Origin of the sequence: Paenibacillus hunanensis, from assembly GCF_014645615.1 — a bacterium.
Taxonomy (GTDB): Bacteria; Bacillota; Bacilli; order Paenibacillales; family Paenibacillaceae; genus Saccharibacillus; species Saccharibacillus hunanensis.
On record NZ_BMMB01000004.1, the window covers coordinates 499,509 to 522,657 of the forward strand.

The window sequence follows — 23,149 nt, forward strand, 5'->3', positions numbered from 1 at the left end:
GCCAGGAGCAGACCAATACGGCGATTGTCGTGTAAGGTCATTCTGCTTCTGGCCTTCACCCATGAGAGAGGGGAACGAGATGAAACCATATACAGCGAATCATATATTCAGCAAGGATGATCAGGATCGTCAAGATTTTGCGCCACAGTGTACACCATGGGAGCTTCCTATCACGTCGGTGTCAACAACGATTATAGGCGGCGATGAAGTAAAACGGCATCAAGCAACACAGCTTGGCGAACAGGATTCAGTATTACGAATGAACCTGGATGGTACATGGCAGCTTGCCGAGGAGGGAACCGATGCAGATCGTCTGTATGGTGAATGGCATGATGCGATAGCTGTACAGGTGCCAGGCAGCATTCATCAGGCGCTGGTCGCTGCTGGACAATTGGCAGATCCGTCCTTTGGTACCCATGCTGCATTAGCTAAGGAATATAGTCACCGTACGTGGTGGCATAAATATACATTTACTCTGGATGACCCGGAGGCATGGAAACGCGGTCGACTTATTTTTGACGGTGTGTCTCCAAGCTGTGAGGTATGGCTGAACGGGCATAAGCTGGGAACCCATGAGGGCTCATTTGGCGGTCCTGAATATGAGGTGGCAGCACAATTACAGCAGCAGAATACGATAATCGTGAAGGTTCATCCTGCGCCACTCGGTAATGAGTGGAATGTATGGCATTCAGCGATTGTATTCAACTGCAACTATGGCTGGCATTATGTGAATCTGCCGGCGGTCGGCATCTGGCAAAGTGTGCGATTGGAAGCTTTACCTCAGCAGCATGTACTTCATCCATTTATCGCTGTGCATAGCGTCGAAGATGCTCATGCAGGACGAGTGGAGCTGACCTTTGAATTAGCTGAAATGCCGCTAGCTGGCGATCGTGTGTATGGCTGGATTGAGCTGGAGCAGGGCAAGGGGCAGATCGCACAAGCTCCAAGCCAACATTCCAACGCATCCAGGGCGCTTTTTTTCGAATGGCAATCATCTGATGCTAATTCCCTCACCTCCACGGATAGCGGAAAATATACGGTACGACTGGAGCTGACTATCCCTGAGCCTCAGCTGTGGTGGCCGCTGGATATGGGGGAGCAGGCGCTCTATCGTCTAACGCTTGCATGTGTGCGAGCTGAACAAGCTACATCCTCCGTCGCCATGCAACAGACAACCTCTACGCTCAGTCGCATCGAAACGACATTTGGCATTCGACATATCGAGATGCAGCCTTTTTCCGAAGGGGTGAAGTCGGATGAGTATAAATGGACGTTTGCGGTCAACGGCGTGCCTGTATTTGCGAAAGGAACAGGCTGGTGCACACTGGACGCATTAATGGATTTTCGGCGTGAGCGGTATGCCCATTTTCTCGGACTGGCTGCTGAGCAGCATGTGAATTTTATGCGTGCATGGGGTGGCGGTATTCCTGAAACCGATGATTTCTATGATTGGTGTGATCGACTGGGCATTATGATTATGCAGGAATGGCCGACCTGCTGGGGCAGTCATGCGAATCAGCCACGTACAGCGCTGGAGGAAACGGTGCGGCGTAATACACTTCGTTTGCGTAACCGTCCCTCACTTGTGATGTGGTGTGGCGGTAACGAGACGAGCAGTGAGCTGGATCATGAAGCCATGCGAATGATGGGTAGACTGGCGATTGAGCTGGATGACACACGTCCATTTCACCGTACCGATCCGCTCGGTGGTAGCACGCATGATCACATCGTATGGAATGGATGGACACCTGCGTATAGCTTTGACTATTATGCAGGGCTAGAGGATCGACTACTAAGTGAATTTGGTCTCGCATCTGCGCCAACGATGGAATCGATGCAGCGATATATGCCGATTGAGGAGCAGCAGATATGGCCACCACCTGTAGGTGAAAGCTTTTATGCGCATTTACCTGCGTTTGATACACGGGATGAGATGCGTATTCTGTCGGAGTTCGCAGGTTCATTTATACCGTGTGATTCGTTAGACAGCTTTGCGATTGGCACACAGCTGGCGCAGATTGTATCGCTACGCCATAAGATGGAAAGCGCTCGTTGTCACTGGCCGCAGCAGACGGGGGTCGTAACCTATAAGCTAAATGATGTGTATCCCGGTGTCTCATGGTCAACAATTGATTGGTATGGCGTACCTAAGCCATCGCATTATTTTACAGCAGACGCTTATGCTCCACTGGCAGTATATGTATTGTTCAAGCAGCTGAATAGCCCTGAGCAGGCGCAGCAACTGCCTGTATATCTGGTCGATGAGCAAGGTGTATGCAATGGACAAGCATGGAAGGCAAATGTACGTGTATACGATGCCAGTCTACAGGAGATACTGCATCACACCTGGGAAGGAGCGTCTGACAGAACTACGGATGATAATGAAGCACCGCCAACAGCCTCGCAATCGCGTAAGCTGGGTGAGCTGGAGCTACAAGGCTATGCGCTGGAAGATTCACCTGTATTGATCGTATCGGAGCTGTATAGAGGAGAGGACCTAGCTTATCGCACCTTTTACTGGCTAAACTTTGACGCTCGTCCAGGGGTATTGTTCGATTTGCCACGTACAGAGCTAGAATGGACACCGCTGATGGATACTCATTCGTGCGCTAATGAGCAGGAGTATCCAGATCCAGTATCCGAAGCTGAGAGTGAGCGTTATCCATACGTTGTCCGTGTAGCTAATCGTGGCGATCAGCCTGCTGTAGCTGTTGAGCTATACTGTACTGGTAGTACACCACAGAACTACGCACTGGCTAAAAAGCAATTTTACTGGCTCGATGCAGGCGAAGAGCGAATCGTCCCGGTGCGTTCGCTTGATGATCTGCAAGTACGGGCATGGAATGCAGGAGCATCGATAGGCAATCATACCAACAATCCGGTTACTGCTCACGAGCCTGTTATAGCCTCAAAGGTTAATGCACATCCGCTTCATCACCAGAAGGAGGAATAAGTATGGAACACCGAACGACAACAGGTCATGCTCATACAGAGCCATTACAGGAGCAGACACGTAGCCAAGATCGCCCTGTATTCCAAATTCATTCATCGGTTTCCTCTGCTCATGCCGAGCAGCGAGATCGTAATCCACGTGGAATGGATACAGATCGCTTATATGCGGCAGAGCTGTATGATCGCTTACTTGATCCGCCAGCGGAATATCGCGCCATTCCATTCTGGTCGTGGAATGATCGGATGGAGCCGGAGGAGATTCGGCGACAGGTACGAGAGATGAAGCAAGCAGGTCTTGGCGGCTACATTATGCACGCTCGCGCTGGTCTGGAAACGCCGTACATGGGCGATGAATGGATGGACTGCATCGCTGCGGGTATTGATGAGGGTCATAAGCTGGGTATGCGAGTATGGTGCTATGACGAAAATGGCTGGCCGAGCGGCTTCGCAGATGGCGTGGTGCCTGCACTTGGATTGGATCATCAGCAAAAATGGCTCAAGCTGGAGCGGCTGCAAATGAACGAAAATGATTCTGAAGCAAGTCTCAGCGCTGACGAGGATTCACATACGATCGCATGGTATCGCTGCAAGGACGGACATTATGTTCAGCTCTCTTCCGAGCAGCGACATGTAGCGGAGCTGCGTCTCTACTATGATATTAATCCATATTATATCGATACACTGGATGCGAACGTGGTGCGCGCTTTTATCGAATCGACGTATGAGCGTTATGCGGATCGGTTTGCCGAGCATTTTGGACAGGCGGTTGCAGGCATTTTCACAGATGAGCCGCAATATGGACGTAATCAGGTGCCGTGGTCATTTACCTTACAGCAGCGTTACCAGGAAGCATATGGTATGGATCTGTTGCAGGATTTGCCGCTATTATTTTTGGAAGGAACGGGACATGAGGAGATTCGCTATCGGTTCTGGCAGCTGGCGACGCAGCTATTTTCACAATCATTTATGCAGCAGATCGGGGACTGGTGTCAGGAGAAGAATATTCGTCTGACCGGGCATGTCGTATGTGAGGATCATCTGACTGCACAGACGGGTGCAGTTGGGGATGCGATGGCTTCATATGAGTATATGCAGGTGCCAGGTATCGATTGGCTGGGACGATTTATCGATAATCCGATCACACCGAAGCAGGTAAGCTCGGTCGCACATCAGCTGGGACAGAAGTTTGTATTATCCGAAACCTTCGGCTGTAGCGGCTGGAATGTATCGTTTGCCGATCTGAAATGGATTGCCGAATGGCAATATGTGCATGGGATTAATCTCATGTGTCAGCATCTACAAGGGTATAGCCTGCGTGGGATTCGTAAGCGGGATTACCCACCTTCACTGTATTATCAGCAGCCGTGGTGGAGTCAGTATCATCAGTTTAATGATTATTTTGGACGGTTATCGATGCTGATGGCGGAGAGTACGGTCGAAGCGGATATTTTACTGCTGCATCCGATTCGTTCATCCTGGCTGGTGTATACGCATCCTGTAGAAGGGGCAGATGAAGCGATCGCAAGGGGAACGCAGCTTGGTGTAGAGCGTGGTGAGCGGATTAATCAGGATTTTGTACAGATTAGCGAATGGCTGGGCGCTCTGCATTATGGACATGATTATGGCTCAGAAAGTATTATCGAGCATCATGGACGTATCGAAGGTAAGCAGCTTGTAATCGGACAGGCAGCCTATGGAACAGTCATTTTGCCGCCAATGCTCACGATCGGCTCGACTACACTAGAATTACTCCTGCGTTTTAGCGAGCAAGGAGGGCGGATTCTTGCGCTGGGCGCCTTACCAGAAATGGTAGATGGCAAACCGGATGAGCGACTGAGCGAGCTAGAGCTGCGCACGCCATGTCTGCCTTTGGAGCTATCTGCGGTACAGCAATATGTGCGGGAGCATGTGCCCGCCTATATTGTACTGCATCAGATCGAATACAGTTCGGAACGTTCAACAGCAATAGCGAATTCGACAGAGCTACTGGAGCTTAATCCTATCACGCAATCTCCGTTACTCAGCCGTATTCATACGGTTCAAGTCGCTTCCGCTGAGCAAGCCGATCAGCGTCATCCTGCTTCATTGGAAAATGAAAATATAGTAGCAGAAACAGAAGCAAGCTCAGACACACTAAGCATGCAGCCTGATCGACTGGTCTATATTGTGAATACAGACCGAGAGCAGGGGTATCATGCAATATTCGAGCTTAGCTCGTTCGGAGATGGCAATCAAGCTCAAGTCGATTATATTAATCTGGAAAATGGAACGATCCAGCCGCTCAATATTCTTTTGAATGCGCAAGAACAGCTACACATCGAGCTGGACTTTGCACCTGCGCAATCGTACATGCTACGTATTAGTGAAGCGACTTCTCCAGCAGAACATAGATCCATCGATTCAACAGAAGTACGTGAGATTCAACATGAATCGCAATCGACTTCCTGGGTTGAAAATAAAGCTAATTCGCCAATTCAGCAGGATGTACAAGCGAATCGTTCCACAGACGACCAAGCAACCGGTCTTGTGAGCGGCTTACATCGTTCCACTACTTCTGCCGCACCGTCATCAGCGGTGATGATGCCTGCACAGGATTGGATGGTTCAACTCAGTGATCCGAACAGTATTACACTGGATCGCTGTCGCTGGCGAATTGCAGGTGGCGAGTGGTCTGCACCGGAGCCGATTATTTTCGTACAGCAGCATCTAATCAAGCTGGGACATGCGGTAGATGTGGAGCTTGAGTTTACGGTAGAGGCAGCTAGTGGTGATTATTTGCAGGGAGAGATGTTTCTAGCTCTGGAGGAACCGGAGCGCTATCAGATATCGATCAATGATCAGCCGCTGAAGCAGCAGGAGCTAGGCTGGTGGCGCGATATCGCCTTCCGCAAGCTGGATATTCGTAGTTTATTGCATGAAGGGCAGAATCGAATCGTGCTGGCAGGGCATTTTGCCAATTCGGAAGCGACGTATGAGGCGGCAGCAAGAGCGGCGGCATTCGAGTCCGAAGGAAACAAGCTATTTTACGATACCGAGCTGGAAAGCATCTATATTCTGGGTCATTTCGCTGTTCAAAGTATGACGGAATATACGTACGAAGGGGTGGATGAAATCTATACAGAGGGGCCTTTCCAATTGTTAGAGCCTCAGCACACCGCGCGCACGGGTGATTTGACTACAGAGGGATTGCTATTTTATGCAGGCAATGTACAGTTAACACGCTCCTTGCTCGTTACGGAGCTACAGCCGCATGAGCGTGTATGGCTAGTATGCGAGCGTCCGCATGCGGTACTATCGCGTGTATTCATGAATGGTCAGGAGTGCTCAACCTGGATGTGGGCGCCTTATGAAGCGGATATTACCGATTGGCTCCAACAAGGCGAAAATGAGCTTACGATCGAGCTATTATCCAGCTGCCGTAATCTGCTCGGGCCGCATCATCATGTGCGTGGAGAGCTGACGATGGTGGGCCCGGATAGCTTCACCGACCAGCCGAGCTGGACAGATGGTAACTTTGATGGTGATTCGATCTATGTGGATCGATATTGCATGGTACGATTCGGTCTGGCAAGCGAGCCGCAGCTTGTTATTCGCTCAACTTAACCGTTGTAGAGTGAAGTTTAGCATCATGGAGATGTGGAAGATCATTAGTATATAAGAGTGTAAAAGTGTAAGAATGCAAGAACACCAGGCAACAAAACACCAGACACCAGAACACCAAAACACCAAAATGTAGCAGCTCAGAAGCGGAAGATTCGAGGGTATTTAATAAATAAAACAATCAGAGGATAAAACGGTCAAACCGTATATCAATGACTACTTTTATACAGCATGAACGTTAAACGTTGACGCCAATTTGATATCGATCTAGCTTACATGCCGAACACCGAACACTGGTGTTCGGCTAATATTCAATATGGAAAGGAATGATCGCTTATGTTCACACAATCGGCAAGTCCAAGCTTGCAGCCACTACATATTCATTCCAGTGGGAGACATCTGGCGACAGCAGATGGACAGCCCTTTTTCTGGTTGGCTGATACAGCATGGGAACTATTGCATCGGCTGGATATGAAGGAAACGGAGCATTATTTACGTAAGCGTGCAGAGCAGGGCTTTAATGTGATTCAGACGGTGCTGCTCGCTGAGCGAGATGGACTGTTCACCCCCGCTGCCAATGGACGTGTACCGTTGCTGTTAGACCAAAATGGACAGCCTGATCCTTTGCAGCCTGATCTAGCTGGCGATAATTCGTACTGGCATCATGTGGATGCGGTGCTGGAGCTGGCGCAATCGCTGGGATTGTATATTGCTTTACTTCCAGCATGGGGAGATAAGTTCAATCTGTCTGGTGGGATCGGCCCGGAAATATTAGAACCGGACAATGCCTATGGCTATGGAAAATGGGTGGCAGAGCGATACAGTCATCATCCGCATCTGATCTGGGTGCTTGGTGGCGATCGTGCGCTGGAAACCGAGCGACATTATGATATTATCCGTCAGATGGCGCGGGGGATTCGTGAGGGCAGCACGGAGCAACGCTTGATGACCTTTCATCCGAAGGGAGGCGTCTCGTCATCTCGATATGTGCAGACTGAATCCTGGCTTGATTTGCACATGATTCAGTCCAGTCATGGTGCAGGAGTGCGCGATAATTATCGTCTGGTCGAGCATGATTATGCCTTAGAGCCTGTGCGTCCAACACTGGACGCTGAGCCGTGCTATGAGGATATTCCGATTGATTTTCATCCGGTAAATGGATATTTTGATGAAGCCGATGTGCGGCAGGCTGCCTATTATGCGGTATGTAGCGGAGCCTGCGGACATACGTATGGGCATCATTCGGTATGGTCGATGTATCGCGGGAGAGACGATGCAGCATGGGCAGATCACAGTGCTGGATTTTTCATTATGACCTGGCAGCAAGCGCTTGAACGTCCGGGTGCCCGGCAAATGCAGCATTTGCGCGCGTTAATGGAACGAGTTGATTTTACCGAAGCGAAGCCAGCACGTCATCTGCTAGAGCAAGCACTGGGTGGAGCAAATACCCCGGTTGCATGCTGTGGGAAAAGCTTCATGTTTATCTATTGTCCAACAGGACTGTATGTTAAAGTAAGATTAGGACAAATCGAAGGAGCTTCTCTAGAGGCGGTATGGTACTGTCCGCGTACAGGAACATATGATTATGCGGGCACGTTCAGTAATACCGGCAGTCGCCTATGGGAAGCGCCTTCAAGTGGTAGAGGGCAGGATTGGGTATTATGCCTGTTCAGCGATGAAGAGTATTCGCAGGCAGCGTATCGTTCTTCCCGAGCGTAAGCTTCTGCAAGCCCTGCACGGAACCTGAATCGAGGAGTGAGCGGAATGTACAATGTGATGATTGTCGAGGATGAGATGCTTGTGCGCATCGGCTTGAAAAACTCGGTCGATTGGAGTCGATTTGGCATGCAGGTCATTGCTGATATGCCAGATGGTCTGAGCGCACTGGAAACCTATAACAAGGATAAGCCGGATGTGGTGATCACCGATATTCGTATGCCGCGTATGGACGGCATGGAGTTGATCTCCCGTATTCGTGAACAGGATCGGCAGACGCGCATTGTCGTGCTGTCCTGTCTGGAGGAATTCGAGCTTGCCCGGCGTGCAATGTCACTCGGCGTATCTGGCTACATTCTCAAGCTCACGATGACCGAGGATGAGATTGCAACGACACTGAACAGTGTGCGTCATGAACTGGATGAACAGCGTCAGGATCGTCCAGCTCAGGCTACCGCTGATACGGCTACGGTTCCATCAGCAGGATTGGAGCTAGTTAAGGAAAAGGTACTCAAGGACTTCTTGCTGTATGGCATCTATTCGGCAGGCGAATTTGAGCAATTTGTTCGTCAGAGTGGGATGCGGCTTGCCCCGGCTAGATTAGCTGTCTGCGTCGTAGAGCTGGATCAGTATGCACGGCTGCGTGACAAATTCCGCGATGAGCATGGACATTTGATCAAGATGACCATTCTTAATATGCTGGATGAGATTACAACGACCTTCGAGCGTGGAGAAGGCTTTTATATTGACCGAACCCATTATTTATTATTACTCAGCTTTGAGGATATGCATTCCGAGCAACAGATTCGTCAGCAGCTTCGTCTAATTGCACAGCAGGTGCAGGAAGCTGTATATGGCTGTTTTGGCAGTACCGTATCTGTAGGAATTAGTAAAATTGATAGCGCATACAAAAATCTATCCTCGCTATACCATGAGGCACAGCACACGCTCCGTAATAAGCTGCTCACTGGTGGTGGGCTACTGCATGAGCCGGATGAACGACTCGATATGGCACCGCTGGAGCAGGTGCTGGAGCAGCTTCGCGATCATTCGCCCGTGAAGGCGCTATTATCTCCACTCAAGCAGGAGCGCTATGGAGATTATATTCGCTTGTTAACCGAGCGCTTGCACGAAGATCCAGCGACGATGCAGCCGTTATTGTTCCAATTTGTACAATGGATCAGCACGAGTCTATATGAGCAGCATCAGAATGAGAAGCTGCTGTTGCTTGATATTACAGCAGAGCTGGAGCAATGTGATACATTGCCGGATATGCTGGAACAGGTTCGGGAGTACTTTGTCCACGTAGCAGAATATGCGCATAGTTTGCTGCATATGAGTCATGAGATTGCTCGTGCGATCCAGTATATTAAGCAAAACTATGCGCAGAATATCAGCCTTCAGCAGGTCGCTGAGCATGTATCGCTAAGCTTTGGTTATTTGAGCAATCTGTTCAAAAAGGAGCTGCAAATTACATTCGTCGATTATCTCAATCGCTATCGCATCGAGCGTGCGAAGGAGCTACTCATCGGTACGAATATGAAATCCTACGATATCGCTGTACAGGTCGGCTTTTCGCCTGAATATACGTATTTTAGTAAAGTGTTCAAAAAAGTAACCGGGCTCAATCCGAATGAATATCGCCGACAATCGCTCAAGGGTGGCAATGCCGTTGATATTACGGGGGCGAAGCGCGAATGAAGCGATGGAGACGATCCGGTAAAACAGGGAATATTCAGCATCTTGGTACGCAGCTGATCGTCTACTTTATGGCGGTCAGCATTATTGTATTCTCACTGGCTACGTATTTTCTGTACACATTCATGCTGGGACTGATCAAGGAGCAAAATGAAAAGCTACTCTACCAGCAATTCCAGCAAAATGATCATAATATTCATAGCCTGATCAGCGATGTGGATCGCCTATCCAAGCTGTTTTTACTGGATAGTAATGTACAGAGCTACCTGCAAAATAATGATTACCGCACCCAGCTTGAAAATATCGAACTAAAAAAAGAGGTCTATGCACGAATCGCCAACTTTATTAGCAATTATAACTATATCCACTCGATCTATATGATCACCGACGATAATGGTGCACTGGGCGGAGACGCTACACGCACACTGGTGCATGAGGAAGCCGCATGGACAGCTAACTTTTTTCGGTCAAAGGGCTATGAGCAGGCAAAACAAGCTTTTCCCGGTCTGACGGTGACGGGTGGTATGACCGAGTCGTATTATAATCCCTATGTTAGCGGCGACAAGGATGATCGACTGATTAGCCTGATTCGCGGTGTAAGGGCATTGTATGAGCCGAACACGAATGCGACCGTAATTTTCAATCTGGATGAGCAATATCTGGCATCGACGTATTCCGCATCCCTCGATATGGCAGAAGGCAATGCATATATTATCAATGGGCAGGGGACGATTATCTCTGGTAGCAGTGCCGACGAAGTGGGCAAGCAGAGCCCTTACTTGCCTCCAGTCGGTGATCATTCGACCTTTGGCAGCTATGATACGGTGAAAAATGGCGATCCGATTCAGATCGTTTATTATAAGCTACAGGATGGAGACTGGTATATGCTGCGTGAAGTGCCGCTCGGGCTCTTTTCACAGCAGATCTTCTCGGTGCAGCGCATTATGGTGATTGTTTTCTGCGTGAGTATTTTGCTGATCTTTGGCATATCGTACTTTTTCCTGAAACGAATGATCCGGCCACTCAAGCTACTGGCACATAAGCTACGTGATATGAGTCAGGGCGAACTGGGAGTGACCTTTAACGATATTCCGAATAATGAATTCGGAACAGTAATGAGGCGATTCAACGAAATGTCACTTAGTATCGTCCAGCTACTACGGCGTAATAACGAGATTCAGGAGCAACGGCGAGAGCTGGAGATCGAAGCGCTACAGTATCAGATCAATCCCCATTTTCTATACAATACACTCAATATGATTCGCTGGATGGCAACGATGATCAAGGCAGAACAGATTGTAACGAGTGTGGTGGCGCTCGGAAATATGCTGCGTCCGATCTTCGCCAGCAAGGATAGCATGTGTACCCTGCGCGATGAACTGAGCTATCTGGAAAACTATATTAAAATTATCAATTTGCGCTTTAACAGTACGATCGAGTTCACGTTCGACATCGAGCCAGAGCTACTGGATTGCCGAATACCGCGCTTTATTTTACAGCCACTCGTTGAGAATTCCATTCAATCCGGTCGTCAGGATGGGGAAGGGATCGAGATTAGTATTGAAGCGTATGAGGATGGGCGAGACTTATGGTTATCGGTCGTCGATTCTGGCAGTGGATTTACGAATGAACTGCGTGAGCAGCTGAATCGGCAGCTTGCCGCAGGAGGGAGAACGGACAGTCAGAGTATTGGGCACGGAAGCGGGGCGGATCGATATCAGAATGAATCTAGCCTTGATGCAGATGAAGTAGACGCTGCCCAACGCTCAGCACCATTCAGTCAAAATGACCTCCGCAATTCTGCCGGCAGCTCTAATTACTCTACTGGAAGCGCAGAATATATAAGCAATCCAAGTAACGCAGGCACCTCAGTTCACTCAAGTAACCCAAGTAACGCAGGTGTCTCAGGTAACTCAAGCAACCCAAGCAACCCAAGCAACCCAAGTACGTCTAATCCCACTATGAGCACTAGTGGAGGTAGCGGAGTGGGGCTTTACAATATCAATAAACGCATTCAGCTGTATTTTGGAGAGCCGTATGGAGTGACGATTCCGCAGGTACCACATGGTGCAGAGGTCACGATTCGTTTGCCACGATTGGTGGATGAAGCGTCGACTCCACTGCGTAAGACGGATGGAGTCAGCGGCGTACAGTAGTCGTCGATTGTTTTTAGATTTCAAGCTGTTGCTATTCCATCAAGCGCTGTTCACTCATTCATTTGCGTATGCGTATCAGCATGGTACAATGCAAGCATACGATGTGCTGGACGGATTACCTATAACGAATCTGTCTGCCGACTACGACAAATGGAGGTCATTGTGATGCTACTCTGGAACGGAAAGCTGGTCGAAGAAGAACAGGTACGTGTATCTTATCGAGATCGTGGATATTATTTTGGTGATGGCATCTATGAAGTATTCCGCTTGTACAACGGCATACTATTTGAAAAGGAAGCCCATCTGGATCGCTTGTATAACAGCTTGCGCGAGATCAAGATCGAGCTTCCATGGAGCCGCGAGCAACTGAGCGGTATGGTGGATGAGCTGGCTGCTACACTCGGTCAGCAGGATGGCATTCTGTATATTCAGTTCACCCGTGGTGAGGCTAAGCGTGCCCACATTTTCCCTGAAGTATGCGAAGCGGTGATGTTGGGCTATTGCGAGCCACTGGTACGTCCAGCTGATTCGATCGAAAATGGGATTGAAGCGATCACACTTGAGGATATTCGCTGGCTACGTTGCCACATCAAATCACTGAATCTGCTAGCGAATACGCTTGCCAAGCAGGAGGCAGTGGAAGCAGGTGCGAAGGAAGCGATTCTAATTCGTAGTGATGATACGGTTACAGAATGCACCGCATCCAATCTACTGATCGTGAAGGATGGTGTCATCTATACACATCCGAATGGCAATCTGATTCTAGATGGAATTACCAAGCAGGTGGTGAAGCGTCTTGCTCACCAGCTAGATATTCCTTATGTTGAGCAGGCTTTTAGCAAGCAGCAGCTAATGGACGCAGATGAGGTGTTTTTAACGAGTACGACGATGGAAGCAACACCGATTATTAGCATTGATGGTCGCCCGGTAGGCACAGGTACCCCGGGTGTAGTGACGCGGCGCTTGCAGGTCGCTTATGTAGAGCTGGTGGAGCAGTTGGTGCGGCAGAGGAGTTCGTCTGTGAGTTGAAGGTTGAAATTTAATAAATTAGCACAGAATCGAAGGATCATTCATTGATGAGTGATCCTTTTTATTATGGACTTCCAACAGATTGTTCAACCTCATCTGTAGATCGTTCAACTCCACGCCACGTTTTTTCGTCGCTTGCACAGCATCTGTAGATTGTTCAGTTTTTTTGGAAGATCGTTCATTCAGTACCGATTGACCGCATATTACACTAAATACAAGCTCAAGCAAAAAGCTATATCCCGCAGCACCGCTTCATTCGTACTAGTGTAGCTAGCTCCTGTACTCAATAGCAAGCAGGAGAGCACTGCATGAAAAGAAGCATCAACACATCGTTGCCCGATTATAGCTTGGTTGCCCGACATCAACAGGTTCAAGCATTCTGTATATTCAAAGGAGGTTCCGCTGTGGAGATCACGTACAAGAAAGGGGAAGTTGCCCGAACCCGTAAGCGCAGGGTGAATGCAGACGGAATCAAGCTACTGCTGATGACGTTACCCTTTATCATTTTTGTAATCGCTTTCAGTTATGTGCCGCTATTCGGCTGGGTATATGCTTTCTTTGATTATCGTCCTGGTATCCCGCTCAGTCAGACGACATTTGTAGGGCTGGAGCATTTCCGAGAGATGCTACATGACCGCGATATGCTTCGTGTCATGATCAACACACTGGCACTTAGCTTACTCTCCATTGTGGCAGCTCCGTTACCTTTGCTGCTCGCGATCATGATCTCGGAAGTACGCAGTGGCTTTTTTAAACGCCTGATCCAGACGACAACCACATTGCCTAACTATATTAGCTGGATCATCGTATTCTCACTCGCATTCAGCATGTTCAGCTCCGAAGGCGCGATCAATACGATCATTGCTCGTCTCGGACTGAGCGATACACCGCTCAATGTGCTTGGCAATGCCGATCATGTATGGATGGTGCAGACGCTGTTATTAATCTGGAAAACGATCGGCTGGAACGCGATCATTTATCTGGCAGCTATCGTCGGCATTGATGGTGAACAATATGATGCGGCAAAAATTGACGGTGCGGGTCGTATTCGCAGCATTCTGTATATTACGATTCCGAATATCATGCCTACCTTTATCGTGTTGCTGCTACTTGCGGTAAGTAATCTGCTATCCGCAGGCTTTGAGCAATATCTGGTGTTCAATAATATTATGGTCGCAGATAAGATCGAAGTGCTCGATCTGTATGTATATCGTCTCGGTCTGGTCACGAATGACTATCCATATTCAACAGCGGTCGGTATGTTCAAGTCAGTGATCAGTATCATTCTGTTGTTCATGATCAATAGCCTATCCAAGAAAGTACGCGGCGAGAGCATCATCTAAGCGATGCTCTGCCGGATAAGGAGGAAGTAAGCTATGGGCAAAGCACTAAGCATGCAAAGGGAGCGTATACGTAAGCCGATTCAATGGTCAGACCTGCTATTTAACATCGTAAACTATACATTGCTATCCTTACTGCTAGTCGTGACGATCTATCCGTTTTACTACATTTTTATCTATTCGATCAGTGATTCATTTCAAGCGCAAAGTGGCGTATTTCTATGGCCTGCTGGCTTCTCTTTAGAAAGTTATAAGGCAACGCTACAGCTGAATGGCTTGCAGGATGCCGCGATTGTATCCGTGCTACGGACAATCGTCGGTACGCTGTTAACCGTACTATGCTGTTCGTTCTTTGCTTATTTGATCACAAAAAAAGAAATGCCAATGCGGCGCCTTATTTATCGCTTTGTGCTCGTTACGATGTACTTCAATGCTGGATTTATCCCATGGTATTTGACGATGAAGGCATACGGGCTGCAAAATAATTTTCTGCTATATGTATTGCCAACCGCGCTCAGTGGCTTTAACATCATTTTGATTAAGACCTTTATTGAGCAGCTTCCACCAGCGCTGGAGGAATCGGCGCGTATCGATGGTGCAGGCTACTGGACGACCTTTACACGCATTATTTTCCCATTGTCTACACCGATTATTGCGACGATTGCGGTCTTCTCCGCAGTTGGACAATGGAATACCTGGTTCGATAACTTCTTTCTCGTCGAGAATCCGAATCTACAAACGCTACAGCTCGTACTGTATAACTTCCTCAATCAGTCCAACAGTATATCCAGTATGAGCGCTGCGGAGATGACAAATTCTGCTGAGGTGCGAACGATGACACCGCAATCGATCCAAATGACGATCACCATGCTGGTCACATTACCTATCGTTGTCGTTTATCCAATGCTGCAACGTTTCTTTGTTAAAGGTATTATGATGGGTGCAGTCAAAGGATAACGAACGCTGGAAAGAGTACTCATCGCTCGGTAGGATCATTTTAGCTTAATCCTCATTCTCTTCTGTTCATTCTAAGGCTTGTTTGGATAGAGGGGAGGAGGACTAGTTAAAGTGAGGCTGGAAGATTACAACGACACGCATAATTCGCAAATACGTCCCATGCACTACGAATACTTACATTACATGAACGTCCATATTAAAGGAGGCAATTCCATGCAAAAACGAAGCAAAGCCCGTGCCGTAGCCGGACTCATGCTCTCATTTATGATAACGCTTACAGCTTGTTCTGGTGGAGCAACAGGTACAGATAGCGGTGCAAGTCAGGCAGGCACAAAGGATGCGAACGGGATCGTTACACTGCGTGTACTGGTGAATGAAACAGGAACGAGCTGGAACACCTACCCAGATAGCAAAATTGCCAAAGCCATTGAAGACAAGATCGGCGTAAAGATCGAATACGTGGAAGCTGATGCTAATAAAATGAACGTCTTACTCGCCGGTGGTGATCTGCCAGATATCGTACGCGCCGATCCGACTCAATACGGTAAGCAGTTGATCGATGGCAATCTGATTATCCCGATGGATGATTTGATGGATAAATACGGTAAAGACGTAGAGAAGACGATCCCAACCGTAGTCGATTATAGCCGTAAAAATTGGAGCGAAGGACAGAACAAGCTCTATTTCCTGCCACCCCAGGTACAGGCTGACCCAAGCCCAGTCTATCCGAATCTGACGATCGGCCCAACCATCCGCTGGGACTACTACAAGGAAATTGGCACACCACCGATTGAAAATCCAGATGATCTGTTAAATGTATTACAGCAGATTAGTGCCAAGCATCCAACAACCGATGAGGGCAAAAAGATATATGGCGTATCGATGTGGCAGGACTGGGGCTTATGGCCGTATATCATTCCATTCACTTGGGCGACAGGCCAGCAAGCAAGCGGAAGCTCCGACTTATTTGCCAAGCCACTCGGTGAGCATCGTCTGATTAATGTACTGACTGATGAGAATTCGAACTACTGGGTAGCGATGAATTTTTACAACAAAGCGTATCGCATGGGACTGCTTGATCCCGACGCATTAACGATGAAAAACAATGACTACATGGCAAAAGCAACAGCCGGTCAATTCATCCTCGGCCCGGCAACATGGGCAATGGGTGATTTTAATGCCAAGTATGCGAAGGATGGCAAAGGCTTTATGGTCATCCCGGCAGGTAAACAGGCATGGAGTGGCGGCGTGCGTCCTGTAGGCTGGTCAGACAAAAGCTATGCGATTTCTAAAAGCTCCAAATATCCAGAAAAAGCAATGGAATTCCTAAACTATATTCATTCCTATGAAGGTGCGCGTACGATGTATAGCGGCATCGAGGGTGAGAACTGGAAGGTAGAAAATGGCAAGCCACAGCTGACCAAAGAAACGATTGATATGAAGGTAAATGGTGGCGATGCATGGGAGCGTAGTGGTATTGCGTTGGATCAGAACCTGATCGGTCTGGGTGGCAGTGTCATCGATCCGAACAATGACACACCAGTCAATCTGTTCTCCACCGAGGAAGCGATGGCTGCTAGCTCAACCACACTGGAGAAGGATTTCAGTAAGCATTATAACGCAACCTATCCAGGCGAAGTGTTCTCCAAGCTCGTACAGGAGGGCAAGCTACAGGATGATAATACCCCATTGAAAAAGCTGTCTCCTGAGCAGATTATTAAGGAAAACACAGTCGTACTTCCTGTATTGCCAGACGATCTGCTCAAGCAGGAAACACAGCTAAAAGAGTTGGCCGCACGTACCGCAGCAACGATGATTCTGTCCAAGTCAGATGAAGACTTTGCTGCTGCCAAAGCCAAAGCTATTGATTCATTCAAGCAAGCCGGCGCAGACAAGCTGACCGAGTATATGACAACTGCCTATGCCAAGTCATTGCAGGATGCGGGTTTGCAGTAAGAGTAACTCAGCCAGCCTTATTATGAATTAGCAAAATAAGTAGCGTAAGACTCAGACACTCCATTGTCTGAGTCTTGCTTTATTTTCCGGATATATTATAAGTCTGTTAGTATTATAGTATGGAGGTGTTTTAAATGACGGTAGGAGCTATATTCGGTGTAGGGATAACGTCAATTATTGTAAGCGCACTAGCCTATTTAGTAGGGATTTCACTGAAAAGAAGTAGATTGTCTTATTTGATTGCCTTGGTTTTGACTTTGAAGATTGCGCTAATAAATGGCGAACTATTCTTATTTTTAAGTGTACCCATTAGCCTGATTTTTATATTTGCAATAGATAGAGTATTTGGCAATAAAAAAAGCATTCTGATATTTTATATTTAATTTATCATTATGTATAATTTGTAATGAAAGGATGGAAGAGTAAACTGATGAGTGAAAGGAGGAGAATCTCATTTTGAAAAAAATATTGCTTCTGTTGGTTGCTTTACTAGCTTTTTTTCAAGTATTTGACGGCGAAGCTTACCTGCATATTAACTCAAAGCTCGTTGCCATGATCATGATCGTATTCATGGCTATCGTTTTAATCTTAGAATTCAAACAAAATAAGAGCATACAAAATAAAAACTGACCCTGTAGACTACAGCCATTTCACGATATGAAAATGTACTATACCTGGGTAAGCAGATAGGTTCCTAATGGAGTAAGATTAACCGAAACACCAAAATACTTAGCTTTCAGATATACATCTAGATGAATTGCATCGTTATCTTCATAAGTAAAAATAAAATGCACCCACAATATGAACACTAGATACCTTTTGCGGTAGGCTAATGATCATTTATGGGTGCATTTTATATGATTATATTCATGGATTGTAGGTACTGTTGTATACCATAACCACCATTTCCAAAGCGTTAACGCCGACTACCTGGACGCGATGTATACAATACCTTGTGACTCGTTTTCCCACCATTTGCGCGTGGGGCAGGTTGAGCCGCTGCTACCGGAGTAGGGAATGCTTCGCGGAAGGTACCCATGCAGCCATCGCATAATCTACCCTGACGAATTGGCTTTTGACAGCATTCGCATGGAAACGTTAGATTTACATAGTTGTGCGAGAATTTGCCTGCTTGTATGAAGCGATACAGCTCCTGCATGCCGATCCCAGAAGCCTTACTCAGCTCTTCCGTTGTGCTTTTCGGATAACGCCACAGGTGATCGAGACAGCGATTCATCGCACCATCCAGCTCATCTCGGCATCCATTACACATATTACGTAGATTTTTTTGATATACAGAACCGCAACGCGGACAATAATCGACCATCAAACTCATCAGGATCACCTCTTTCATCTATCGTACAGATCAATTGTATTTATCAAAAACAAGTATACAGAGCGAAATACTAGAATTAATACGAGCAACAATGTGATGCTAAGAAGACACTCTGAATATGAATAACTAGAGTCATCTTATAGGACGACCAACAATATAAAGTATCATTAGGAAGAATATTACTTCTAAGTCATAACTTCTTCGTGGGTATATAATACTACTTTAGGACTAATGGCGCAAGTAATATTACACGTAATATTCATATTATTTATAAAATTTTAGCTTTATCAACGTTATAGCTAATATTCGACAATTATAAGCAGGTAAAATAGTACTATTAACTCGATTAGCTAATAGAAGAGTAGGCTTGCAGAAATGATTCTTAATCTATCATTACAGGGATATTTCAACATTTTCTATATCATCATGGCACGTCACATGCTAGTGCATCGTATATATGAAGTTTGCATATATTCCGGACATTTCCAATGAACATAAGCTTGCTCTATAAATGAGAAACTTCCTTGCCATTATATAAACAGCTGATTGGTAATTAATCACCCTTTTATTTCCAATTGTCAATACATTAAAAACGTCACCTGTTTCATTTTTAAACGAGCAACAAATCAAGCAATATCAACTAATCTCTATATGATCTAAAAATAAACATACAAAAAGATCGCAAACCCGCTATATCCAATCCGATAACGGGTCGCGATCTTATTTATCATTTTCAGCTATTCCGCTTCTGAATCGATGTACTTCTCAACCGATAGCCGTACAGATTTCTACAAAGTGACCATCTGGATCGGTTACATAGGCAACGGTTTGTCCCCATGGCTTGGTTTCTGGCTCGCGAACGACGCGTACCCCCTGCTGACGAAGCTGATCCAGCGTGCCGGGCACATCCTCCGTTACAAAACCAATCTCAAACGTACTAGCTGAAGGTACATCTGTCGTCAATCCGAGATCCAGTAACTCATTCACTGACTTCCGTGTATTCACCGCGAGTGTGGTAGCACCCGTCTCAAATTCAACATACGTATCCACCTGCATCTTAATCGGTAATCCTAGCAGATCGCGATAAAAGTGTAGCGAAGCCTCCAGATCATTCACATACAAAATCAAATATTTCATATTCAAGTTCATACTTATCCACTCCTAATTAATGTGTTTTCGTTGCCTGGCTGCATCGTTTCCTACTCTATAGCTAGACAAAGACGTTGTACAAGCAATACGTTACAAGGCTCTCTTACTATACGATATCCTTACGGACGGTATCTTGGAAAAATCGGACAACTCCAAGCACTTCCTAACGTTGAAGCAGTTGCCCCGGCGGTAAGCCATAATACCGATTAAAGGCAAGATTCAGATGCGATTGATCATAATAACCAAAACGAACAGCCAGCTCACTAAGCGTCAGTGACTGCGGAATGACCTCTGCTATACCAGTGCTTGATGAATGAGAAGTAAAGGCACCAGAAGGGGAGGATGCATCCATCGCTACAGAATACGCATCATTCATTTGCAAATGCCGTAGTACAGCTTGAAATCGCATCATATCCGACCATTCCTTCGGGGATACACCCAGCTCCTGCTGGAACAGCCGCCGTAATGTACGATCGCTATAATGGCTCTGCTGGGCCAGATCGCGAACGGTCAGGCGACCTTGTTCAGTGTAAATATAATGAACAAGCTGACGCAAACGAGCTGTGTCGTTATCCTCTTGCTCCTGTACTAGCATCCATAACCAGCGCTCCGTGCGCTCAATGCGCTCCTGCATATGAGCTGCGGTAACGACATCCTCCGTCATCGGCGCTGCCTGCGCCCCCAGCCATTGCTCCAGCGTTACATGCGTGCCAGCCAGCGATGAGCCTGCATAACCGAGCAATCCTCTTACCTCACTTGCATACAGACGAATACCGAAAAATGCCATCGATTCCGTCAGCTCCATCACTTCATAGGAGCGCATCAGCGAAGCTAGAAACGCACTACGATGGTCAACAGCATACAGATCAAAAATGATATCAATACAGCCATCCGGTACAATGCGATGCCACTGAGACTTCTCCCCAGGTTTCATCACGGAGCTCCAATAACAGCATACGATATGCTTTAAACGCGGAGCAGGCGCATATTCTACATACTGATAATGCTCATGCAATAGTCCTCGCTCCAGCATCGGCGGCTGCACCGGTTGAAATCGACGCATACACATCGCTCTCCTTATATGGTTCTATTCCTTCTTTCCAACATACCATAATCCTCAATTGTTGATCATATAAATAATTTGTTAATATCATATTGATTATATCAAGAGATAGTGCTATGATAATGCCAATCAAAGATATTATCAAATTGTTAATAACATATAAAGGAGCTGACAGATAATGTTCGGATTGCGCTTCGCCAAATTCCAGCCAAGTGATTATGTGATGAAGATCAAGAACGGAAAAATTGTAAAAGAGGGTGTCGGACTTTCGTTTTACTACTATGAGCCAACGACCTCCGTCGTGGTCGTGCCGGTATCCTCGATCGATGTACCGTTCATGTTTGAAGAGATTACAAGCGATTATCAGACCGTGACCGTACAGGGACAGGTCACATATCGAATTATCGACTATCGCCAGACGACAAGTATTCTGAATTACACGTACAATTTGAAGAAAAATCGCTATCTATCTGACGACCCGGAAAAGCTATCGCAACGCGTCATTCATATTGTGCAGGTGCTAATGAAGCAACGCATTGAACAGCTACCGCTACGTGAAGCGATCCAATCGGGTGAATCGCTCGTACGCCAGATCAGCGCACAGATTCAGAGCAACCCGGAGCTGCAAAAGCTAGGGATCGAGATTATGGGCTTATCAATCCTCGCCATCTTACCCAACAAGGAAACGATGAGAGCACTAGAAGCGCAGGCACGCGAGCAGATTCTACGTAGCGCAGACGAAGCGCTATATGAACGTCGCAACGCTTCGATTGAGCAGGAGCGTAAAGTACGTGAAAACGAACTGAACACCGAGATCGCCGTCGAAACGAAAAAGCGTCAAATCCGCGAAACCCAGCTTGAAGCCGAGCGCTCGGTCAAAATCAAGCAAAATGAGATGGAGGAAGAGCAATTGCGCTTTGACACGGAGCTGGAGGAGCGCAAAAGCCAGCTGATCGAGCTGACCGTTGCGAACGACAAGGCGCAGGCAGATGCACGCGCGTACGAAATGTCGGCTGTAATGCAATCGCTTGAAGGTGTACAGCCACATGTACTGCAAGCGATGGCGAGCATGGGAATGAAGCCAGATCAATTGATCGCGATGGCATTCCAGGGCATTGCTGAAAATGCGGGTCGTATCGGTCAGCTCAATATTTCGCCTGATCTGTTGCAAGGACTGCTGCATGAGCAAAATGGTCAGGCTGGACGAGGAGGCAGAGAGCGATGAGCCGCAGACTGACAGAAAATAAGCTCATTCTCGTGAAGCGCCGAACACGTCTACAGGAGCTGGTGGTACGATATAATACGGTGCAGCAGGCACAATTTTATATCGAGCGTATGGGTGCTGATTTTAGCGACTATGTGCAGGAGGATCAGCAGTATCAACAAGCGCTGGAGCTGACATTGTTTCAGCTTCAGCAGCTTGGACGCGTACAGCTGCTCGACCGAGAGCATGTACCCAGCTTTATTTTCGGCCCTGATGATGTGGTAGTCGTGCTGGGACAGGATGGGCTCGTTGCCAATACGATGAAATATGCGACTGGATTACCGCTTATCGGTGTTAATCCAGACCCGCGAAGATGGGATGGTGTATTGCTGCCGTTTGAAGTGAAGGATCTGAGTCTGCTCGTGCCGGATGTATTTGCACGCAAGCGGCAGATGCGCGATGTGCGTCTGGCATGTGCTACGCTCAATGATGGTCAGGTGCTATACGGGGTTAATGATTTATTTATCGGACGAAAAACGCATGTCTCTGCTCGTTATGAGCTCAGCTACAGCGGAAGAAGTGAACAGCAATCCTCCAGTGGCATTATCATCTCCACCGGCATGGGTGCAACAGGCTGGCTCAAAAGTGTACTGACCGGAGCTGCGGGTATTGTGAGTCTGGCTGGAGGCAGTGAAGCAAGACAGTCGCTCCCTGATCTGAGCGCTTCCTTTGACTGGAACGCACCGTATTTGTATTACAGTGTGCGTGAACCCTTCCCAAGCCGTATGACATCGACGGAGTTGGTGTTTGGCAAGATCGATGGTGAGCCGCTGCGAATTGTATCGCAAATGCCTGAAGAAGGAGTTATTTTCAGCGATGGGGTAGAGAGTGACTATGTCGAGTTTAATTCCGGTATTAGCGCCACGATTGGCATTGCACAGCAAAGAGCGCATCTGGTTATCTGATGCGCTCTTTGTCATCTGTTCTAAGGTA

The 23,149-nt window shown here is 47.3% G+C and carries 15 protein-coding genes; 12 read left to right on the forward strand and 3 right to left on the reverse strand.

Annotated elements, in window-relative coordinates:
- The first annotated feature begins 79 nt into the window (after window positions 1-79).
- From IEX62_RS10960 to IEX62_RS11005, 10 genes are all read left to right on the forward strand, one after another.
- Window positions 80-2,953, forward strand: coding sequence for a glycoside hydrolase family 2 protein (locus IEX62_RS10960; RefSeq protein ID WP_188775534.1), 2,874 nt, complete (start codon window positions 80-82; stop codon window positions 2,951-2,953).
- 2 nt (window positions 2,954-2,955) lie between these two features.
- A complete protein-coding gene (locus IEX62_RS10965) occupies window positions 2,956-6,555 on the forward strand; it encodes a glycosyl hydrolase (RefSeq protein ID WP_188775535.1) in 3,600 nt (1,199 codons plus the stop codon).
- A 333-nt stretch (window positions 6,556-6,888) separates the two neighbouring features.
- On the forward strand, window positions 6,889-8,271 hold the full coding sequence (locus IEX62_RS10970; RefSeq protein ID WP_188775536.1) for a glycoside hydrolase family 140 protein: 1,383 nt from the start codon (window positions 6,889-6,891) through the stop codon (window positions 8,269-8,271).
- A gap of 45 nt (window positions 8,272-8,316) precedes the next feature.
- The gene (locus IEX62_RS10975; RefSeq protein ID WP_188775537.1) at window positions 8,317-9,969 is read left to right on the forward strand and encodes a response regulator; all 1,653 of its coding nucleotides are present in this window, start codon (window positions 8,317-8,319) and stop codon (window positions 9,967-9,969) included.
- A complete protein-coding gene (locus IEX62_RS10980; RefSeq protein ID WP_229685718.1) occupies window positions 9,966-12,122 on the forward strand; it encodes a cache domain-containing sensor histidine kinase in 2,157 nt (718 codons plus the stop codon). Before IEX62_RS10975 ends, IEX62_RS10980 begins: the two co-directional genes overlap by 4 nt.
- Before the next feature lie 165 nt (window positions 12,123-12,287).
- The gene (gene dat / locus IEX62_RS10985) at window positions 12,288-13,151 is read left to right on the forward strand and encodes a D-amino-acid transaminase (RefSeq protein WP_188775538.1); all 864 of its coding nucleotides are present in this window, start codon (window positions 12,288-12,290) and stop codon (window positions 13,149-13,151) included.
- 308 nt (window positions 13,152-13,459) lie between these two features.
- The gene (locus tag IEX62_RS10990; protein ID WP_229685719.1) at window positions 13,460-14,494 is read left to right on the forward strand and encodes an ABC transporter permease; all 1,035 of its coding nucleotides are present in this window, start codon (window positions 13,460-13,462) and stop codon (window positions 14,492-14,494) included.
- Between the two features lie 33 nt (window positions 14,495-14,527).
- On the forward strand, window positions 14,528-15,448 hold the full coding sequence (locus IEX62_RS10995) for a carbohydrate ABC transporter permease (protein WP_229685720.1): 921 nt from the start codon (window positions 14,528-14,530) through the stop codon (window positions 15,446-15,448).
- Between the two features lie 213 nt (window positions 15,449-15,661).
- A complete protein-coding gene (locus IEX62_RS11000) occupies window positions 15,662-17,404 on the forward strand; it encodes a type 2 periplasmic-binding domain-containing protein (RefSeq protein WP_188775539.1) in 1,743 nt (580 codons plus the stop codon).
- A 134-nt stretch (window positions 17,405-17,538) separates the two neighbouring features.
- A complete protein-coding gene (locus tag IEX62_RS11005) occupies window positions 17,539-17,787 on the forward strand; it encodes a hypothetical protein (protein WP_188775540.1) in 249 nt (82 codons plus the stop codon).
- 533 nt (window positions 17,788-18,320) lie between these two features.
- Here the strand turns inward: IEX62_RS11005 and IEX62_RS11010 are convergent.
- From IEX62_RS11010 to IEX62_RS11020, 3 genes are all read right to left on the reverse strand, one after another.
- Window positions 18,321-18,740, reverse strand: a complete 420-nt coding sequence (locus tag IEX62_RS11010; RefSeq protein ID WP_188775541.1) for a hypothetical protein — start codon at window positions 18,738-18,740, stop codon at window positions 18,321-18,323.
- Window positions 18,741-19,505: 765 nt separating this feature from the next.
- A complete protein-coding gene (locus IEX62_RS11015; protein ID WP_188775542.1) occupies window positions 19,506-19,889 on the reverse strand; it encodes a VOC family protein in 384 nt (127 codons plus the stop codon).
- Window positions 19,890-20,052: 163 nt separating this feature from the next.
- Window positions 20,053-20,952 carry a helix-turn-helix transcriptional regulator gene (locus IEX62_RS11020; protein ID WP_188775543.1) on the reverse strand — a complete coding sequence of 300 codons (900 nt, stop codon included), beginning with the start codon at window positions 20,950-20,952 and terminating at the stop codon, window positions 20,053-20,055.
- Between the two features lie 178 nt (window positions 20,953-21,130).
- Here IEX62_RS11020 and IEX62_RS11025 point away from each other — a divergent pair, with 178 nt between their 5' ends.
- Both IEX62_RS11025 and IEX62_RS11030 read left to right on the forward strand, forming a co-directional pair.
- On the forward strand, window positions 21,131-22,177 hold the full coding sequence (locus tag IEX62_RS11025; RefSeq protein ID WP_188775544.1) for an SPFH domain-containing protein: 1,047 nt from the start codon (window positions 21,131-21,133) through the stop codon (window positions 22,175-22,177).
- The gene (locus IEX62_RS11030) at window positions 22,174-23,121 is read left to right on the forward strand and encodes an NAD(+)/NADH kinase (RefSeq protein WP_188775545.1); all 948 of its coding nucleotides are present in this window, start codon (window positions 22,174-22,176) and stop codon (window positions 23,119-23,121) included. The genes IEX62_RS11025 and IEX62_RS11030 overlap by 4 nt, the downstream gene beginning before the upstream one ends.
- Window positions 23,122-23,149: the final 28 nt, after the last annotated feature.

What these genes read in the sequence shown, in the direction of transcription:
- IEX62_RS10970 (WP_188775536.1), top strand. Translation starts at nt 6,889, where the DNA reads ATGTTCACACAATCGGCAAGTCCAAGCTTGCAGCCACTACATATTCAT.
- IEX62_RS11020 (WP_188775543.1), bottom strand. Translation starts at nt 20,952, where the DNA reads ATGCGTCGATTTCAACCGGTGCAGCCGCCGATGCTGGAGCGAGGACTA.
- IEX62_RS11015 (WP_188775542.1), bottom strand. Translation starts at nt 19,889, where the DNA reads ATGAACTTGAATATGAAATATTTGATTTTGTATGTGAATGATCTGGAG.
- IEX62_RS11025 (WP_188775544.1), top strand. Translation starts at nt 21,131, where the DNA reads ATGTTCGGATTGCGCTTCGCCAAATTCCAGCCAAGTGATTATGTGATG.
- IEX62_RS11000 (WP_188775539.1), top strand. Translation starts at nt 15,662, where the DNA reads ATGCAAAAACGAAGCAAAGCCCGTGCCGTAGCCGGACTCATGCTCTCA.
- IEX62_RS10995 (WP_229685720.1), top strand. Translation starts at nt 14,528, where the DNA reads ATGGGCAAAGCACTAAGCATGCAAAGGGAGCGTATACGTAAGCCGATT.
- IEX62_RS10990 (WP_229685719.1), top strand. Translation starts at nt 13,460, where the DNA reads ATGAAAAGAAGCATCAACACATCGTTGCCCGATTATAGCTTGGTTGCC.
- IEX62_RS10960 (WP_188775534.1), top strand. Translation starts at nt 80, where the DNA reads ATGAAACCATATACAGCGAATCATATATTCAGCAAGGATGATCAGGAT.
- dat (WP_188775538.1), top strand. Translation starts at nt 12,288, where the DNA reads ATGCTACTCTGGAACGGAAAGCTGGTCGAAGAAGAACAGGTACGTGTA.
- IEX62_RS10980 (WP_229685718.1), top strand. Translation starts at nt 9,966, where the DNA reads ATGAAGCGATGGAGACGATCCGGTAAAACAGGGAATATTCAGCATCTT.
- IEX62_RS11005 (WP_188775540.1), top strand. Translation starts at nt 17,539, where the DNA reads ATGACGGTAGGAGCTATATTCGGTGTAGGGATAACGTCAATTATTGTA.
- IEX62_RS11010 (WP_188775541.1), bottom strand. Translation starts at nt 18,740, where the DNA reads ATGAGTTTGATGGTCGATTATTGTCCGCGTTGCGGTTCTGTATATCAA.
- IEX62_RS10975 (WP_188775537.1), top strand. Translation starts at nt 8,317, where the DNA reads ATGTACAATGTGATGATTGTCGAGGATGAGATGCTTGTGCGCATCGGC.
- IEX62_RS10965 (WP_188775535.1), top strand. Translation starts at nt 2,956, where the DNA reads ATGGAACACCGAACGACAACAGGTCATGCTCATACAGAGCCATTACAG.
- IEX62_RS11030 (WP_188775545.1), top strand. Translation starts at nt 22,174, where the DNA reads ATGAGCCGCAGACTGACAGAAAATAAGCTCATTCTCGTGAAGCGCCGA.